Origin of the sequence: Streptomyces sp. NPDC005435 (assembly GCF_040703155.1) — a bacterium.
Taxonomy (GTDB): domain Bacteria; phylum Actinomycetota; class Actinomycetes; order Streptomycetales; family Streptomycetaceae; genus Streptomyces.
In genome coordinates this window covers 124,855-142,198 of sequence record NZ_JBEXEQ010000014.1, presented here as the reverse complement: position 1 = coordinate 142,198, position 17,344 = coordinate 124,855, and the positions used below count along the sequence as shown (strand labels likewise).

16 protein-coding genes and 1 riboswitch are annotated in these 17,344 nt (G+C 73.3%); of the genes, 6 read left to right on the top strand and 10 right to left on the bottom strand.

The annotated features are described in order from the left end of the window. The first annotated feature begins 50 nt into the window (after nucleotides 1-50). Nucleotides 51-440 (top strand): hypothetical protein, encoded by a 390-nt coding sequence (locus AB0898_RS19660; protein ID WP_366804210.1) that lies wholly within the window; start codon nucleotides 51-53, stop codon nucleotides 438-440. A gap of 21 nt (nucleotides 441-461) precedes the next feature. Here AB0898_RS19660 and AB0898_RS19655 read toward each other — a convergent pair whose 3' ends face one another. From AB0898_RS19655 to proP, 3 genes are all read right to left on the bottom strand, one after another. Next, entirely contained in the window at nucleotides 462-869 is a 408-nt protein-coding gene (locus AB0898_RS19655) for a hypothetical protein (RefSeq protein WP_366804209.1), read from the bottom strand. A 143-nt stretch (nucleotides 870-1,012) separates the two neighbouring features. Then, the gene (locus tag AB0898_RS19650; protein WP_366804208.1) at nucleotides 1,013-1,684 is read right to left on the bottom strand and encodes an O-methyltransferase; all 672 of its coding nucleotides are present in this window, start codon (nucleotides 1,682-1,684) and stop codon (nucleotides 1,013-1,015) included. 189 nt (nucleotides 1,685-1,873) lie between these two features. Next, nucleotides 1,874-3,247, bottom strand: a complete 1,374-nt coding sequence (gene proP / locus AB0898_RS19645; protein ID WP_366804207.1) for a glycine betaine/L-proline transporter ProP — start codon at nucleotides 3,245-3,247, stop codon at nucleotides 1,874-1,876. A 393-nt stretch (nucleotides 3,248-3,640) separates the two neighbouring features. Here proP and AB0898_RS19640 point away from each other — a divergent pair, with 393 nt between their 5' ends. After that, nucleotides 3,641-5,704 carry a bifunctional glycosyltransferase 87/phosphatase PAP2 family protein gene (locus tag AB0898_RS19640; RefSeq protein ID WP_366804206.1) on the top strand — a complete coding sequence of 688 codons (2,064 nt, stop codon included), beginning with the start codon at nucleotides 3,641-3,643 and terminating at the stop codon, nucleotides 5,702-5,704. Between the two features lie 12 nt (nucleotides 5,705-5,716). After that, on the top strand, nucleotides 5,717-6,031 hold the full coding sequence (locus tag AB0898_RS31875; protein WP_407078368.1) for a hypothetical protein: 315 nt from the start codon (nucleotides 5,717-5,719) through the stop codon (nucleotides 6,029-6,031). Between the two features lie 55 nt (nucleotides 6,032-6,086). Here AB0898_RS31875 and AB0898_RS19630 read toward each other — a convergent pair whose 3' ends face one another. From AB0898_RS19630 to AB0898_RS19600, 7 genes are all read right to left on the bottom strand, one after another. After that, nucleotides 6,087-6,782 (bottom strand): YoaK family protein, encoded by a 696-nt coding sequence (locus tag AB0898_RS19630; RefSeq protein WP_366804205.1) that lies wholly within the window; start codon nucleotides 6,780-6,782, stop codon nucleotides 6,087-6,089. Between the two features lie 264 nt (nucleotides 6,783-7,046). Continuing rightward, nucleotides 7,047-7,460, bottom strand: a complete 414-nt coding sequence (locus AB0898_RS19625) for a transglycosylase SLT domain-containing protein (RefSeq protein WP_366804204.1) — start codon at nucleotides 7,458-7,460, stop codon at nucleotides 7,047-7,049. A 364-nt stretch (nucleotides 7,461-7,824) separates the two neighbouring features. Beyond that, nucleotides 7,825-8,814, bottom strand: a complete 990-nt coding sequence (locus tag AB0898_RS19620) for an ECF transporter S component (RefSeq protein WP_407078367.1) — start codon at nucleotides 8,812-8,814, stop codon at nucleotides 7,825-7,827. Beyond that, entirely contained in the window at nucleotides 8,811-10,706 is a 1,896-nt protein-coding gene (locus tag AB0898_RS19615; protein ID WP_366804203.1) for an ATP-binding cassette domain-containing protein, read from the bottom strand. The genes AB0898_RS19620 and AB0898_RS19615 overlap by 4 nt, the downstream gene beginning before the upstream one ends. After that, the gene (locus AB0898_RS19610; protein WP_366804202.1) at nucleotides 10,703-11,782 is read right to left on the bottom strand and encodes an energy-coupling factor transporter transmembrane component T; all 1,080 of its coding nucleotides are present in this window, start codon (nucleotides 11,780-11,782) and stop codon (nucleotides 10,703-10,705) included. Before AB0898_RS19610 ends, AB0898_RS19615 begins: the two co-directional genes overlap by 4 nt. Next, entirely contained in the window at nucleotides 11,775-12,422 is a 648-nt protein-coding gene (locus tag AB0898_RS19605; RefSeq protein ID WP_366804201.1) for an SCO2322 family protein, read from the bottom strand. The genes AB0898_RS19610 and AB0898_RS19605 overlap by 8 nt, the downstream gene beginning before the upstream one ends. Continuing rightward, nucleotides 12,419-13,627, bottom strand: a complete 1,209-nt coding sequence (locus AB0898_RS19600) for a prenyltransferase/squalene oxidase repeat-containing protein (protein ID WP_366804200.1) — start codon at nucleotides 13,625-13,627, stop codon at nucleotides 12,419-12,421. The genes AB0898_RS19605 and AB0898_RS19600 overlap by 4 nt, the downstream gene beginning before the upstream one ends. A 133-nt stretch (nucleotides 13,628-13,760) precedes the next feature. Further along, nucleotides 13,761-13,833, bottom strand: a riboswitch (cobalamin riboswitch). Between the two features lie 281 nt (nucleotides 13,834-14,114). On the opposite strand from AB0898_RS19600, the gene AB0898_RS19595 reads away from it, so the two are divergent. The 3 genes from AB0898_RS19595 to AB0898_RS19585 are packed head-to-tail and all read left to right on the top strand — an operon-like array spanning nucleotide 14,115 to nucleotide 17,334. After that, the gene (locus AB0898_RS19595; protein ID WP_366804199.1) at nucleotides 14,115-15,533 is read left to right on the top strand and encodes a glycosyltransferase family 4 protein; all 1,419 of its coding nucleotides are present in this window, start codon (nucleotides 14,115-14,117) and stop codon (nucleotides 15,531-15,533) included. Next, nucleotides 15,527-16,267 (top strand): class I SAM-dependent methyltransferase, encoded by a 741-nt coding sequence (locus AB0898_RS19590; RefSeq protein ID WP_361107559.1) that lies wholly within the window; start codon nucleotides 15,527-15,529, stop codon nucleotides 16,265-16,267. Before AB0898_RS19595 ends, AB0898_RS19590 begins: the two co-directional genes overlap by 7 nt. Beyond that, on the top strand, nucleotides 16,264-17,334 hold the full coding sequence (locus AB0898_RS19585) for a prenyltransferase/squalene oxidase repeat-containing protein (protein WP_366804198.1): 1,071 nt from the start codon (nucleotides 16,264-16,266) through the stop codon (nucleotides 17,332-17,334). The genes AB0898_RS19590 and AB0898_RS19585 overlap by 4 nt, the downstream gene beginning before the upstream one ends. The last annotated feature ends 10 nt before the right edge of the window (nucleotides 17,335-17,344 follow it).

Genomic DNA, 17,344 nt, shown 5'->3' with positions numbered 1-17,344 from the left:
CGGCGGTGTGCGGCGACCGGCGCACGCACCGGACGTGCAGGGGGAAACGCGTGCTCGAACTCACCATGGCCTCCGTCTCCAGGGAGGAAGCGGGTGCCACGGCCGGCATGGTCATGGCGGAAGCGCCGAGCGAGCCGGGTGCCGTGCTGCGGGTGGGCCGGGACGCGGCGGTGTGCCGGCTGGTCACCCCGGAGGACTGGCTGTTCGTCTCCCGCGTCCACCTCGAGTTCCTGTGCGGCCCCGACGGCGTCTGGCAGGTCACCTGGCTCCGCGGCTCCCAGCCCGACCCCTCCTCCGAGGTCCGCCTCACCGTCGGCGACTACGCCCAGACGATCCCCTACGGCGGCACGGTCCGGCTCCCGCAGGGGACGGGCGGCGAACTGGTCGTGCAGGACCGGACGGCGCCGCGGAGCGTGAACGTGGGTTTCTACCACGAGTGACGCTCCGCGGGCGGGCGGCGGTTACTCGTTGAATTCGCCGGCGTAGTCGCAGTCCACACCGAAGGTGGGGTTCTCGAACGGGCCGGTCGGGTACCGGCCCCAGCAGATGACGAAGGTGTAAGTGCCGGAGTTCCCGATGTTGTAGCCCTTGCTGTCACAGCCGCTGTCGCCGCCGTCGGAGATCGTCATCACCCGCTCGTAGCCGGAAGGGCTGAGGTACGAGTCGTAGAAGACGGCACCGTAGACGCCCTTGCCGTCCGCCTGGTCGTCGCAGATCTTGAAGACGTCGCCGTCGTCGATGAACGTCATGTGGCCGTAGCCGATGTCCACGGTCTTGTTCGCGGCGAAGGCCGGGGTCGCGGTCGCGACGATCATCGCGGCGGCACCGACGGCCGCCGCGGCACTGCGGGTGAACTTGGACTTGGGCATTGCCCCCCCATTCAGCTGCTGTTTTCCCTCGTGAGCCGGGTGAAGTCGCCGGCTGTCACGGGGACGCAGCCTTCCATGGGCATGCCAATTTTGCAATTTCATGAGGGAAGCGAGGACGAACCCCTGCCTCCCTCCCGGCCCGCTTACCCCAGCACCCGGGCCAGCGCGAACCCGTCGTACCCCTTCGGGCCCACCGTCTGCAGGGCGGTGCCCGTCAGGCGGGGGTGGGTGGCGATGAGGTCGATCGTGGCGCGGGTGCCGAGGGTGTCGGGGTCGGTGGTGGTGGGGTCCGAGACGTCGCCCCGGCGGACCACGTTGTCGATGACGATGAGGCTGCCGGAGCGGGACAGGCGCAGGGCCCATTCGACGTAGTGCGGGGTGTTGGCCTTGTCGGCGTCGATGAAGACCAGGTCGAAGGGGGGCGGGTTCTCGTCGGCGAGGTGGGGGAGGGAGTCGAGCGCCGGGCCGGTGCGGACCTCGACGATGCCGTCCAGGTCGGCGCGGGCGATGTTGCGGGTGGCGATCTCGGCGTGCTTGGGGTTGTACTCCAGGGTGATCAGCCGGCCGTCGGCGGGCAGCGCGCGGGCCAGCCAGATCGTGCTGTAGCCGCCCAGGGTGCCGATCTCCAGGACCGTACGGGCGCCCTGGATCTGGGCGAGGAGCTGGAGCAGCTTGCCCTGGGTGGGGGTGACGGCGATGGGCGGCAGCCCGGCCGCGTCGCTGTCGCGCAGGGCCGCCCGCAGCACCTCGTCGTCCGCCGCCAGCCGGCTGGTGAAGTAGCGCTCCACGTCGTCCCACACCTGCGAGTCGCCCATGCGCCTGCCGCCCTTCCCGAGTGTCCGCTCAAGCCCTTCAGGCCAAGTCTCCCCGGGAACGGGGCGAAAACGGCGAAGTGGGCGCGGGGAACCTTGTGACCGGTTTCCCGCACCCACCCCGGGCGCCCCTGGCTCACGCCGGGCCGCCGGTAAGTCGCACACGCTCACATCAGGCGCGCGCCTCAAGCCTCAGGCCCGCTCCACCGAAGGCGCAGACCCCGGCAGCGGACGGCCGGCGGACTCGCTCATCCGCCACACCGCGAACCCGCCGATGACGGCGGCCGCCATCATGTAGTACGCGGGCATCATCAGGTTGCCGGTCGCGCCGATCAGCGCGGTGACCACCAGCGGGGTCGTACCGCCGAAGAGCGACACGGAGACGTTGAAGCCGATGGACAGCGAGCCGTAGCGCACCCGGGTCGGGAAGAGCGCCGGGAGGGCGGCGGGCATGGCCGCGGTGAAGCAGACGAGCAGCAGGCCGAGCGCGCCCATGCCGAGCGCGACGGCGAGCAGGCTGCCCTGGCGGATCAGCAGAATCGCCGGGATCGACAGGAACAGGAAGCCCGCGCAGCCCGCGGCGATGACGGGACGGCGGCCGACCCGGTCGGTGAGCGCGCCGGCGAACGGCTGGACGATCATCATCAGCGCCATGACACCGAGCACGACCAGCAGACCGTGCGTCTCGTCGTACTTCAGCTCACTGGTGAGGAAGCTCGGCATGTACGACAGCAGCATGTAGTCGGTGACGTTGAAGACCAGCACCAGGCCCATGCACAGCAGCAGCGCCTTCCACTGGCCCGCGACCATCTCGCGCAGCGGGACCTTCGGGCGGGCGGCCTCGGCCTTCTCGACCTCGGCGGCGAACGCCGGGGTCTCCTCCAGGCGCATCCGCAGGTAGAGGCCGATGATGCCCATCGGGCCCGCGATCAGGAACGGGATGCGCCAGCCCCAGGAGAGCAGGTCGGCCGAGGACAGCAGGGCGGTCATCAGGGTGACGAGGCCCGCGCCGCCGATGTAACCGGCCAGCGTGCCGAACTCCAGCCAGCTGCCGAAGAAGCCGCGCTTCTTGTCGGGCGCGTACTCGGCGATGAAGGTGGAGGCGCCCGCGTACTCGCCGCCGGTGGAGAAGCCCTGGACCAGACGGGCCGCGAGCAGGAGCAGCGGCGCGCCGACGCCGATCGTGGCGTACGACGGGATCAGGCCGATGGCGAAGGTGCCCGCCGCCATCATGATCATCGTGACGGCCAGGACCTTCTGGCGGCCCACGCGGTCGCCCAGCGGGCCGAAGACCATGCCGCCGAGCGGGCGGACCAGGAAGGCCGCGGCGAAGGCGCCGAACGTGGAGAGCAGCTGTGCGGTCGGGTTGCCCGAGGGGAAGAAGACCTTGCCCAGGGTGACGGCGATGTAGCTGTAGACACCGAAGTCGAACCATTCCATCGCGTTGCCGAGCGCGGCCGCCTTCACGGCGCGCTTGACGAGTGCGGGGTCGGTGACCGTGACGTTCCGGGCCTGGGAGGACCGGCGGGTCTGCGGACGGGGACTGACAGCAGTGGCGGTCGCCAAAACGGGGCTCGCCTACCTTTCGACGGGAACAGGGCAGGCCCGGCCGAACGGCGGCGATGCTGTGCACCGGGCAGAAAAGCGACGATAGGAGGACTTCGGCCCCTTACGTCCTGTGCACAAGTCGTTGCATAGAGCATGTAAACCTTGTGTACGCAGGGACGTCTGCCCGCAAAGCCGCAGGTGATCCCGGCCCCAACTGTGATCCTTATCGCTCGATCCGAGTGCAACCACGCCTTTGTCGGGCTATCGTCCTGCGGATAAAACGGGGTCGGGACGTCAGGTGAAGCGGGGGTTGCCCGCGTCCTGCCCCAGGGGGCCCGTGAGCGCATAGTGTTCGCGGGGGAACTCTCGGGCACCGGCGCCCGGGGTGACGGGGCGGGAGGCCGACGGGGCGTGGTGAACGTGGAGCACAGCGGACGAACGGCGGACGCCCTCGGCCCGGCGGACGGGCCCGGTACGCGGCTGCGCGCGGCCCGGCTCGCGCTGTGGGCGGTGGCGGCGATTCTCGCGGTACGGCAGATGACGGCCGTCCTCACCAGTCCGAGCGGCAAACGCCTCACCGACCTGGAGACCTGGGTCGGCCCGCAGGGCGTCCTCCACGTCAACGGCTCGCTCTACGACTCGACCCGCTTCACCGGCACCCCCTTCGCCGGCCTCGTCCTCAAACCCCTCACCCGCGCGGCGGAGGACGCCCTCGGCTGGGCCTGGACCTTCGGCACCCTGCTCCTCGTCGTCGCGCTCGGCCTGGTCGCCGCCCGCGCGCTGCCCCGGCCGGTGAGCCGCCGTACGGCCCTGCTCGCCGCCCCGGTCGCCATCAGCCTGCTGATGCTCTCCCTGCCGGTGCGCAACACGCTCTGGCTCGGCCAGACCAGCGTCATCCCGGTGCTCCTCGTCCTGCTCGGCTGCCTCGCCGTGCGCGACGAACGCGCGAGCGGGCTGCTCGTCGGCCTCGCCGCCGCCCTCCAGCCGACCGTGCTGCTCTTCGTACCGCTGCTGTGGTTCACCGGCCGCCGCCGGGCCGCCGTGAGCACCGGCATCACCTTCGCCGGGGGCACCGCGCTCGCCTGGGCCGCGATGCCGCACGACTCGTACACCTACTGGGTCCACCACATGGCCGGGGCCGGGCTCGGCGGCCAGGCCGACGGGCTCGCCAACCAGTCCCTGCACGGCGCCCTGCTGCGCCTCGGCCTCACCGGACCGCTGGAGATCGCGCTCTTCCTGCTGCTCGGCGCCGCCGTCGCCGTCCTCGCGCTGCGCCGCGCCATCGGCTACGCCCGCGACGGACAGCTCCTGCTCGCCGTCGCCGTCACCGGCTGCGCGGCGGTCGTCGTGTCCCCGACCAGCTGGCAGCACCAGCTGCTGTGGCTGCTGCTCGCGGTGGTCGGCCGGGTCGGCACGCGGGCCGCCGACCGTACCGTCTGGCCCGTCGCGGTGGTCCTCGTCACCACCCTCCCGGCGAAGATGATGCTGCCGAACACGCCGGTGCTCTTCCCGCTGCGCGACAACCTCGTCCTGCTCGCGGCCCTCGCCGCCGCCGTGGCCGTCCCCTTCCTGCCGCGCTCCTCCCCTTATTACGCGGCCCCCGTGCCCACCGACTACGCCCGGCAGCTCCCGGCCCGCTGGAAGCACGTACCCCTGCTGCCCTTCCTGCGCCGCTCGCTCACCCGCCCCAACCTGCTCCTTGAGCTGCTGCTCATCCGCGTCACCTACGCCGCCTACCAGCAGGTACGGCTCGCGGCGACCGGCGGCAGCAACGAACTCGCGCGCGAGACCGCCGAGCACCACGGGCGCATGGTCTACGACACCGAGCGCTTCCTGCACCTCGACATCGAGCACGCCGTCAACCACGCGGTCGTCCAGGTCGGCTGGCTGCGGGGCTTCCTCGACTTCTACTACGAGTCCTTCCACTTCGTCCTCCCCCTGACCGTCCTCGCCGTCCTCTACTGGCGCCGCCCGGTCGACTACCGCTGGGCCCGCACTTCCCTCGGCTTCGCCACCCTGCTGGCCCTCATCGGCTTCTGGCTCTTCCCGCTGGCCCCGCCGCGTCTGATGCCGGGGCTCGGCTTCGTCGACACCGTGCACGGCGTGCAGGACCTCGCCCACCCGGACTACGGCGCGATGACCGCGATCACCAACCAGTACGCGGCGATGCCCTCGCTGCACTTCGGCTGGTCCCTGTGGTGCGGGGTGGTCATCGCGGTCATGGCCCCGCGCTGGTGGATGAAGGCGCTCGGGCTGCTGCACCCGCTGTTCACCGTCACCGCGATCGTCGCCACCGCCAACCACTGGGTCCTGGACGCGGTCGGCGGCGCCATGGTGGTGGGCGGCGGATTCGCGCTCGGCTATCTGCTGATCGGGCCGCGCGGCGTGCTGGCCTCGGCGCCCGCCGAGGGCGTGGGTCGGCCCCCGGGGCAGCGGACGGCACCGGACGGCGAACGGTCCCTGACGACGAGCTGACCGGGGGACCGGGTGACCAGCCAGTTACCGATACGGGAGCGGGCGGCGGACCGTCCGCCCGCTCCCGCCCCGGAGCGCGGCGCCGGCCGCCCGCTCACCACCGCACCCCTGGCCCTGCCCGCGCTCACCGCCCTGCTCCTCGGGCTGTGGGGGCTCACCCGGCACGGCAGCCTGTGGCGCGACGAGTCGGTCACCTGGCAGGTCGCCCACCGCCCGCTCGACGACCTCACCGGGCTGCTCGGCCGAATAGACGCCGTGCACGGGCTGTACTACCTCCTCATGCACGGCGTTTTCGCCTCAGCCCTGGTCCGATGTCGTCACCGCTGAGCCGCCTTCAGTCCCGGTCGGATGCCAGTACCGCCGAGCCGCCGGAGGCCGGCGTTCAGTCCCGGTCCGAGGCCAGTACCGCCAAGCCGCCGGAGGCCACCGCTGCGAGGAGGAGGGGGAGGGCCAGGCCGTGGTTGAGGATCAGCCAGGCGCCCAGGCAGGCGCCGGCGAACATCGCGACCACGGCGGCCGCGCGGCGGGGGGAGCGGCGGGCCGGGGCGGTGGCGTCGCCCAGGCGGGAGTCGGAGGCGAGGCCGGTCAGGGTCATGGTGAGGACCGTGGTGGTGAGGTCGGGGATGCCGAGTTTGCGGACGGTGGCGTTGCGCAGGCCCATCGCGAGGGCGGTGAGGGCGATCAGCGCGTACCGGGTGCCGGGGGCGTGCGGCCAGGCGTAGGCGATCCCCGCCGAGGCGCCGACGAGCAGCGCCTCCACCACGAGCGTGAGCCGGGTCCGGTCGCGCCGGGCCTGTGCGCCGAGGCGGTTCGTCAGCCGGCCCCCGGCCGCCGCGCCGATCAGGAAGCAGCCCAGCGAGGTGGTGATGTGGGGCACGGAGAAGCCGGGCGCGCCCACGGCGGCGAAGCCGAGCACGACCACGTTGCCGGTCATGTTGGCGGTGAAGACCCGGCCGAGCCCCAGATAGCCGACGGCGTCGATCAGCCCGCTCACCACGGTCAGCAGCAGAAGCACGACCGTGAGGCGCATCCCGCGCGGGCGGGGCAGCGGGGTCGGACCGGTCGTGGGCGTCGCCATCTCTACCTCCGGTCGGCCGCGCGGGCGGAGCGGTGACCAGTGGATCACGGAGGCGGGGCGGATGAGGGGTGCGGCGCGACGCGGGGGAACAGGGGAGTGCCGGTACCGCTCAACTCAGAACCCCGCGGGCATGGTTGACCCCGGACATGCGTAAGCACCCTCGCCTCGCGGGCAAGGGTGCGGATATCGGGTGATGCGTCCCGGCCGGTCCGGCCGGGCGTCGCCGGACTCCTGGGTCCGGTGGCGGTGTCGGTCGGGTACGGCTCAGTACCAGCCGTGGGACTGCCAGAAGTTCCAGGCCTGAACGGGGCTGCCGTAGCGCGAGTTCATGTAGTTGAGGCCCCACTTGATCTGGGTGGCCGGGTTGGTCTTCCAGTCGGAACCGGCGGAGGACATCTTCGAGGCGGGCAGGGCCTGGACCAGACCGTAGGCACCGGAGGAGCTGTTGGTGGCCGAGGGGTTCCAGCCGCTCTCGTGCGACACGATCTTGTTGAACGCGGCGTACTGGGCCGAGTTCGGAATCATCTTGTGCGCGATCGACTGAGCCGAGGAGGACGACATCGGAGCGGCCTGGGCGGGCACGGTGCCGAACGCGATGCCGGCGCCGGCGGCGGCCAGGGCGGCGACGGTGACGGCCTTCTTCGGGGTGGCGACGCGGCGAATGAACGAGAAAGACATGTAAATCCTTTTGCTTGGGTACAGGACGGCGCCTCGTAGGTCCGGGCCGGGCGGAGCGTTTCGTGCGCTTCACCCGCCGGCCGCATACGTCGGCGCCGCGGCCCGTGAGGGCTCGTGGCGCCGGGCGACGTCATCCAGAGAAACAGGATTCCGGGATGTCCGCAATGACCCCTTTTACTAGTGGTGGCCGGACCGGCAGCGTCGACTGCTCATGTGACCGGCGTCTCAAACCGCAGGTCACGAAGGGTGTAAATGTGGATGTATCGGACATTTAAGTCTACGAAGCCGCCTCGTAGGTGACCTGCGTCATGTGGGGTGCTTCACCGGGCAACCACCCCGGCGCCGACCCTCCGGACACGTCCCCTCACGCTTCGGGTGCGTCGAATGTGACCGCCGTCTCGAAGGCGGCCCGCCGGGTGGCCCGGCGCAGCGCGCGCAGCACGGCGGGGCCGAGGGCCAGGGTGAGGACGACCGTGCAGACGGCCCGGCCGAGGTCCCAGCCCATGGAGGTGGCCAGGCAGTAGGCGAGGAAACGGGCCAGGTTGGCGGGCACGGAGGCGTGCGGGTCGAAGGCGATGCCCGAGGCCATGGTGCCCATGAACGGCCAGCCGGCCAGGTTCATCACCGTGCCGTAGGCGAACGCGGCGACGAAGCCGTAGCAGCCCAGGAGCAGCAGCTCGGGGCGGCCGCGCAGCCGGGAGCGGCCCGGCAGCAGGCCCGCGCCCAGGGCGAACCAGCCCATCGCCAGCATCTGGAACGGCATCCACGGCCCCACCCCGCCGGTCAGCAGCGCCGAGGCGAACATCGTCACCGAGCCGAGCACGAACCCGAAGCCGGGACCGAGGACGCGGCCGCTGAGCACCAGCAGGAAGAACATGGGCTCGATGCCCGCCGTACCCGCGCCGATCGGCCGCAGCGCCGCGCCCGTCGCCGCCAGCACGCCCAGCATCGCCACCGCCTTCGGGCCGAGGCCCGACTCGGAGATCGTCGCCGCCACCACCGCGACCAGCAGCACCAGCAGCCCCGCGAACAGCCACGGCGCGTCCTCGGCGTGCGCGCTCAGCTGCGAGGCGGGCGGCGCGAGGAAGGGCCACCCGAAGGCGACGACGCCCACCGCGCTGACCAGGAGGAGCGCGGCGAGGGAACGGGGTCCTAGGCGGACGGCGTGGGCGGGGCGGGGGTGATGGGGGGCCGGTGGGTGATGTGGGGTGGGCTTCTGCGGGGTGCTCTCCTGGGCGGTGGGCTCGGTGTCGCGCGGGGCATCGGGGCGTCGGAGGGCGGCTGGGGCGGTGTCGCACGGGTGGCCGGTGTCGTCGGCGTGAGTGCGGCGGAGCCGGGCGGGGTCGGGCGTCACGTCAGGGCCCTCCTGACCTCGGTGACCGTCAGCCAGGGCTGGGGGGCCAGGATCTTGGTGACCTGGGGGGCGAAGGAGGGGGAGGAGACCACGATGTCCGCCGTGGGGCCGTCCGCGATGACCTCGCCCTCGGCCAGCAGCACCACCCGGTGCGCGATCTCGGCGGCCAGCTCCACGTCGTGCGTGGCCAGCACGATCGCGTGGCCCTCGGCCGCCAGGCCGCGCAACACGGTGGCCAGGCGGGCCTTCGCCGCGTAGTCGAGGCCGCGCGTCGGCTCGTCCAGGAGGAGCAGCGGCGGGCGCGCGGTCAGGACGACGGCCAGCGCGAGCGCGAGCCGCTGGCCCTCGGAGAGGTCGCGCGGGTGCGTGTCGTCCGTGATGCCCGGCAGCAGCCCGGACACCAGCGCCCGGCAGGTCCCCGGCTCGGCATCCGCGTCCCGGTCGGCGGCCGCGCACTCGGCGGCCACCGTGTCGGCGTACAGCAGATCGCGCGGCTCCTGCGGCACGAGGCCGGCCTTCCGTACGAGTTCCCGGGGCGCGATCCGGTGCGGTACGGCCCCGCCGACCCGCACCGAGCCCGCCGTGGGCTCCACCAGCCCGACCAGCGAGCCGAGCAGCGTCGACTTCCCGGCGCCGTTGCGGCCCATCAGCGCGACGGTCTCGCCGGGGCGGACGGTGAGGTCCACCCCGGCCAGGGCGCGGACCCGCCCGCGCCGGACGACGAGGTCGCGGACCTCGGCGACCTGGGGGGTGGCGGGGGAGTCGTCGGTACGACGGAGGGGGCGGCGGAGGAAGGGGAGCGCACGGGCCCTCACCGGCCGGGGGCGGTCGGTGGCCCGCCCGGTGGGCCGGGAGAGGAGGGCGGCGACTGCCCCGCCCGGCCGGCCTTCGGCGGCGGACGCCGGGGCGCTCGACGGGCGGGCATCGGCGCCGGTGCGCGTCGGCGCGCCCGGGTGGTCCACCCCGGCGGGTGTCGCCCTGTCCGCTTCGGTGGGTGCCGACCCGACCGCTCCGGCCGACGCCGCCTTGCCCGCTCCGGCGGACGCCGACTCGTCCACATCAGCGGACGGCTCCAGCCCCGCCAGCCGCTCCCGCAGTGCCGGAGCCCTCCGGCGCGCGTCCCGGACGGTCAGGGGCAGTGGGGACCAGCCCGCCAGGCGGCCCAGTTCCACCACCGGCGGGTAGACCGGGGAGACGGCCATGATCTCGGCCGGGGTGCCCGTCAGCGGGGGTTCGCCCGGGGCGGGGAGGAGGACGACGCGGTCGGCGTACTGGATCACGCGCTCCAGGCGGTGTTCCGCGAGCAGGACCGTCGTGCCGAGGTCGTGGACCAGGCGCTGGAGGACGGCCAGGACCTCCTCGGCGGCGGCCGGGTCGAGCGCCGAGGTCGGCTCGTCCAGGACCAGGACGCGGGGGTGCGGGGTCAGCACCGAGCCGATGGCGACCCGTTGGCGCTGGCCCCCGGAGAGCGTGGCGATGGGACGGTCACGCAGACCGGCCAGGCCCAGCAGGTCGAGGGTCTCCTCCACCCGGCGCCGCATGACCTCGGGGGCCAGGCCCAACGACTCCATGCCGTAGGCGAGTTCGTCCTCGACCGTGTCCGTCACGAAGTGTGCGAGCGGGTCCTGCCCCACCGTGCCCACCACGTCGGCCAGTTCGCGCGGCCGGTGGGTGCGGGTGTCCCGGCCCGCGACCGTGACCCGGCCGCTCAGCGTGCCCCCGGTGAAGTGCGGCACCAGACCGCACACCGCGTTCAGCACGGTCGACTTGCCCACCCCCGACGGGCCGACGAGCAGCACGAGTTCGCCCTCGGGCACCTCGAAGTCCACGTCCCGTACGGTCGGTTCGGCCGCGCCCTCGTAGGTGACGGCGACCTTCTCGAAGCGGATCACGCGCGCTCCCTGGATTCCTGGGGGACGACGAAGGCGGGCAGCAGCGCGAGCAGCACCGAGGCGGCGGGCCACAGCGGCAGCGCGGGCGCGGTGAGCGGGACGACACCGGGGTTCAGGGCGTCCGGCTCGCGCGCGGCGGCCAGGGTGAGCAGCGCGGCGACCGCCGCCCCCGAGCCCGCGACCAGCCACGCCCGCACACCCCACGGCGCCGGACGGTACCGGGTGCGCGGCGAACGACGGCCCCCGAGCCGCAGCCCGGCCAGCGCGGCGGCGGACCCGGCGAGCAGCACGGGCAGCCCGTAGGTGCCGCCCTCGGCGGTGAGCAGGCCGTACGTCCCCGCGCACACGCCCAGCAGCCCGCCGAGGGTGAGCGCGGCCGTCGTACGCCGTACCCGTACGGGCACCTCGGCGGTGCGGCCGAAGCCGCGCGCGTCCATCGCGGCGGCCAGCGCGACCGAGCGCTCCAACGCGCCCTCCAGGACCGGCAGTCCGACCTGGAGCAGCCCGCGCACCCCCCGGTCGGGCCGCCCGCGCAGCCGCCGGGCCGCGCGCAACCGCCGTACGTCCGCGATGAGATGGGGTGCGAAGGTGAGCGCCACGACCACGGCGACGCCCGCCTCGTACAGCGCGCCCGGCAGCGACTTCAGCAGACGGGCCGGACTGGACAGGGCGTTGGCCGCGCCGACACAGATCAGCAGGGCGGCCAGTTTCAGGCCGTTGTAGCCGGAGAAGAGCAGCGCCTCGGCCGTCACCGGGCCGCCGAGCCGGATGCCCTGCGCCCAGTCGGGCAAGGGGAGTTCGGGCAGCGTGAACAGCACATGCGTACCCGGAATCGGAGAGCCGAGGAGGACCGTGAAGGCGAGGCGTACGCACAGCACCGCGACGGCCAGCTTGGCGAAGGCCGCGTAGGAGCGGGCCCAGGGCGCGGACGAGCGGTGGGTGGCCACCACATAGCCGGAGGCGGCGATGAGCAGCGCGAGCAGGAGCGGGTTGGTGGTGCGGGTGGCGGCGGTGCCGAGCCCGAGCGCCCACAACCACCAGGCTCCGGGGTGGAGTCGAGGGGACCGCTCAGGCATTCCGGCGCCGCCGGGCCTGCCGCACCGCCGCCCCGGCGAGGATGACGATCACACCCGCGCCGACGGGCAGCCCGAGGGAGGGACCGCCGGAGTCCTTCGCCGCGGGCTTGTCGTGCTTGGCGGGCGTCTTGCCGCCCGCCGCGACCTGCTCCCCGCAACCCCGGTGCGGATAACCGGAGATGGCGCACAGCAGGGCGTTGGTGTCGTAGCGCAGCGGCTTGGCGGTCGCGGCCAGGGCCTCGGCGGTGGTCGCGTCGGGGGCGACACGGACGCAGGCCGTACGGACCGGCGGCGGCTTCTCGCCCGAGGGCGCGTCGGCCGGGGTGCCGAAGTCGATGACGAGCGCGACCCGCTTGGTGCCGTGCTTCGCGGGCGTGCGGGCGCAGACGGTGTCGAAGTCCGCCGTGCCGCGCGGACGGGTCGCGTCCGCGGAGTCCGCGCTGACCGCGAACCGGAAGCCCTGTACGTCGCCGTCCTCGGGACGGGTCGTCGAGGGCCCCTGGGTCGCGTACGTCCAGTGGCCGCCGGAGCGGTCCCAGAAGGACCAGTACCGGTAGCCGGTGGCGTGGGCCTGGGCGGCCCCGGCCAGCGGGAGCAGGGCCGCGACGAGGAGCGTCACGGCACGGCGGACGACGGTCACTTCTTCTTCCGGCCGCTGATCAGGAAGCCGGCGCCGATGCCCGCGAACAGGCAGGCCCCGACGAACCACCACACCTGGTGGTTCGACTTCTTCTCCGCGGCCTTGTGGGCGGCGGCCTTCTTCGCCTGCTCGGGCGCCGGGCCCTGCTTGTCCAGCGCCTGCACCAGGTTCGTGCCGCCGAATTCCTTCGGGTTCTCACCGAGCGCGTGCGCGGTCAGGATCAGCTGGGCGTAGGCGGCGGGGCCGCTCTGCTGCGCCCAGGGACCGGCGTTCTTCTCCAGCCAGGCGTACGGCTTCTTCGCCTGCGCGCTCCAGCCGTCGGCGGCGAGCGCGACGACCGTGTCGGCGGTGTTGCCGAAGTCCGGCCGGGCCTTGGCGCCGGCCATCGCCGACATCAGGTGGCCGCTCTTGGCGACCGCACCGGCCAGGTAGGCGGCGGCGTTGTCGGCCAGGCGCCCACGGGTGGCCTTGCCGGAGTCGGTGCAGGCGGGGGCCTTGCCGCGGGCCTTGGCGGGCTCCACCACGAAGTTCTTGCCGAGCGCGCCGAGCACGGCCGCCGCGGTGGCGTCGGCGTTGGCGGCGAGCTTGCCCTTCTTGTCCGGCTGGTAGGCGAAGGCGCCACCGCCGTCCTTCGCGCACGGGATCGCCAGGGCGGCCAGCGCCTCGGCCGGGGTCTTCCCCTTGGCGTGCTGCTTGGCCGGGTCCAGACCGACGGCGGTCAGCGCGCCGACGACCACGGAGGTGGAGTTGGTGTCGCTCGGGGAGCCGGGGGAGTAGCCCCAGCCGCCGTCCTTGTTCTGCTGCGCCTTCAGCCAGCGCACGGCCGAACCGGTCTCGGCGCGGTGGCCGCCGAGCGCGGCGAGCGCCTGGACGGCGGCGGCGGTGCTGTTGGTGTCGGGCTGCGCGCCCTTGCCGCCGCAGGGCTTGGCGGGGTCGGCGCGGAAGGCCGCGAAACCGCCGTCGGCGCACTGCTGGCCGGTCAGCCACTTCACGGCGGAGGCGGCGGGGCGCTCACCGACGGTGTGCTGGGCGAGCAGGGCCAGCGACTGGCGCCAGACGCCGTCGTAGGTGGGGTCGCCCTTGCCGAACAGCCCGGCCGGGACCGTCGCCTTCGGGGACGGGGACGCCTCGGCGGCCGTGGCGGGCGCGGCCGCGGCCAGCACGCCTATCGCGGCGAGAGCCGCTGCACTGCGGCGGACGTTCATGGTCGGCGACTGCCTCTCCTGCAAGGAAGCCGGGCAGCGCACGGGGAACCCCCCGGGCGGCTCGGCTCCGTAAACCTCGACGGTGCCGTGCGCGACGGGGTGCCACACACGCGAGCCGGTCACATCCCGCAGAGGCGCTCCGGCTCACCGCCCCTGCGGGACGGCTCACGGTTGCGGGCTCAGCGCCGGAATCGCACCGGCTTCCCCCCGTACGGGTGTATGACGACCCGGCCACTTTACCGGCAGCCGACGGACCCCCGGCAGTGGCCGGCGCCACACCGCCCCCGTTCCGTGACCCTCGGTGAGGAGCGCCCCGGAGGCAGGTGACCGGGGCCGTTCGGCCGTGGCGCGAATCACCTGGTCGACCGGTCACAGCCGCCTTACCAGCCGGTAGATTCGGTGCTTCCTGGATGATCAGCTGAAACTTGTTCCACATTGACGTCCCGTCGTAGTCTCGCGGGACAGCGCAGGGAGAAGGGGGCCCGGAGTGACCGCTGAGGCCAGTCAGGCGGGTTCCCGACAGGATCCGGCTGCCGACGGCGGGACACCGCTCGACATCGCGCTCCTCACCTACAAGGGCAACCCCTTCTGCGGCGGACAGGGCGTCTACGTGCGCCATCTCTCCCGCGAACTGGCCCGGCTCGGGCACCGCGTGGAGGTCATCGGCTCCCAGCCGTACCCCGTTCTCGACGAACACGAGGACTACGACGGCCGGTTGAGCCTGACCGAGCTGCCCAGCCTCGACCTCTACCGCCAGCCCGACCCCTTCCGCACCCCGAAGCGGGACGAGTACCGGGACTGGGTCGACGCCCTGGAGGTCGCCACCATGTGGACCGGCGGCTTCCCCGAGCCGCTGACCTTCTCGCTGCGCGCCCGCCGCCATCTGCGCGCCAGACGCGGCGAGTTCGACATCGTGCACGACAACCAGACCCTGGGCTACGGACTGCTGGGCGACATCGGCGCGCCGCTCGTCACCACCATCCACCACCCCATCACCGTGGACCGGCAGTTGGAGCTGGACGCCGCCGAGAGCCGCCAGCGCCGCCTTTCCGTGCGCCGCTGGTACGCCTTCACGCGGATGCAGAAGCGCGTCGCCCGCCGGCTGCCCTCCGTGCTCACCGTCTCCGGCAGCTCCCGCCAGGAGATCGTGGACCACCTCGGCGTCCGCGACGACCGCGTCCACGTCGTCCACATCGGCGCCGACACCGGCCTGTTCGCCCCCGACCCGGCCGTGCCCGAGGTGCCGGGCCGGATCGTCACCACCTCCAGCGCCGACGTCCCGCTCAAGGGCCTGGTGTTCCTCGTCGAGGCGCTCGCCAAGGTCCGCACCGAACGCCCCGACGCGCACCTGGTCGTCGTCGGCAAGCGCCCCGAGGAGGGCCCGGTCGCCCAGGCGGTCGAGCGCTACGGCCTCGAAGGCGCCGTCGAGTTCGTCAAGGGCATCACCGACGCCGAGCTGGTCGACCTGATCCGCTCGGCCGAAGTCGCCTGCGTCCCCTCGCTGTACGAGGGGTTCTCGCTGCCCGCCGCCGAGGCCATGGCCACCGGCACCCCGCTGGTCGCCACCACCGGCGGCGCCATCCCCGAGGTCGCGGGCCGCGACGGCGAGACCTGCCTCGCCGTCCCCACCGGCGACGCGGGCGCGCTCGCCGCCGCCCTCACCCGGCTGCTCGGCGACGCGGACCTGCGCGCCCGGCTCGGCGCGGCCGGACGCGAGCGGGTGCTCGCCCGCTTCACCTGGGCCCGCGCCGCCGAGGGCACGGTGGCCCGCTACCGCGAGGCGATCGACAGCGCCCGCACCGGCCCGCGTACGGACCGCGCACCCGGGCGCCCCGCCGCGACCCCCGCCCCCGCCGCCGTCGCGGGCATATCCTCCGCATCCTCCGAAAGCAGGGCCACGTGCTGACCGTCGACTTCTCCCGGTTCCCGCTCGCCCCGGGCGACCGAGTCCTGGACCTCGGCTGCGGGGCCGGCCGGCACGCCTTCGAGTGCTACCGGCGCGGCGCCCAGGTCGTGGCCCTCGACCAGAACGCCGAGGAAATCCGCGAGGTCGCCAAGTGGTTCGCCGCGATGAAGGAGGCCGGTGAGGCGCCCGCCGGCGCCACCGCCACCGCGATGGAGGGCGACGCGCTCGCGCTGCCCTTCCCCGACGAGTCCTTCGACGTCGTCATCATCTCCGAGGTGATGGAGCACATCCCCGACGACAAGGGCGTGCTCGCCGAGATGGTCCGCGTACTCAAGCCCGGCGGCCGCATCGCCGTCACCGTGCCGCGCTACGGCCCCGAGAAGGTCTGCTGGGCCCTCTCCGACGCCTACCACGAGGTCGAGGGCGGCCACATCCGCATCTACAAGGCCGACGAACTCCTCGCCAAGATGCGCGAGGCGGGCCTGCGCCCCTACGGCACCCACCACGCGCACGCCCTGCACTCGCCGTACTGGTGGCTCAAGTGCGCCTTCGGCGTGGACAACGACAAGGCGCTGCCGGTCAAGGCGTACCACAAGCTCCTCGTCTGGGACATCATGAAGAAGCCGCTGGCCACCCGGGTCGCCGAGCAGGCGCTCAACCCGCTCATCGGCAAGAGCTTCGTGGCCTACGCGACCAAGCCGCACCTGCCGCGCGCCGAGGCGGCCGCCGAGTGACCACCCCCCGCACCGACCACCTCGTCCTGCCCGGGGTGCTGACCGCCGAGCAGGCCGCCGCGACCGTCCGGGGCGTCCTCGCCGTGCAGCGCGAGGACGGCGCGATCCCCTGGTTCCGCGGCCACCACCTCGACCCGTGGGACCACACCGAGGCCGCCATGGCGCTCGACGCGGCCGGCGAGCACGAGGCCGCCGAGCGCGCCTACGAGTGGCTCGCGCGGCACCAGAACGAGGACGGCTCCTGGTACGCCGCCTACGCCGACGGCGCCCACGACGACGTCACCGACCGCTCGCTGGAGTCGAACTTCGTCGCCTACATAGCCGTCGGCGTCTGGCACCACTACCTCTCCACCGGCGACGACACCTTCCTGGACCGCATGTGGCCCGTCGTCTACGCGGCCGTCGAATGGGTCCTGCGCCTCCAGCAGCCCGGCGGCCAGATCGGCTGGCGCGTGGACGCGGACGGCGCGGCGACGGAGGACGCGCTGCTCACCGGCAGCTCGTCCGTCCACCACGCCCTGCGCTGCGCCCTCGCCATCGCCGAGCAGCGCGAAGAGGCGCAGCCGGACTGGGAGCTGGCGGTCGGCGCGCTGCGTCACGCGATACGGCGCCACCCCGAGCGGTTCCTCGACAAGGACCGCTACTCGATGGACTGGTACTACCCGGTCCTCGGCGGCGCCCTCACCGGCGTCGAGGCCAAGGAGCGCGTCGAGTCCGGCTGGGACCGCTTCGTCGTCCCCGGTCTCGGGGTGCGCTGCGTGGTCCCCAACCCCTGGGTGACCGGCGGCGAGTCCTGCGAACTCGCCCTCGCGCTCTGGGCGATGGGCGAGTCCGACCGCGCGCTGGAGATCCTCCAGTCCGTCCAGCACCTGCGGGACGCGGACAGCGGCCTGTACTGGACCGGCTACGTCTTCGCCGACGACGCGATCTGGCCCCGCGAACTCACCGCCTGGACCGCCGGCTCCCTGCTCCTGGCCGTCGCCGCCCTCGGCGGCCACGACGCCACCTGCGCGGTCTTCGGCGGCGAACGCCTGCCGGTGGGGCTGACCCCGGACTGCTGCGCGTAGGCGTCCGCCG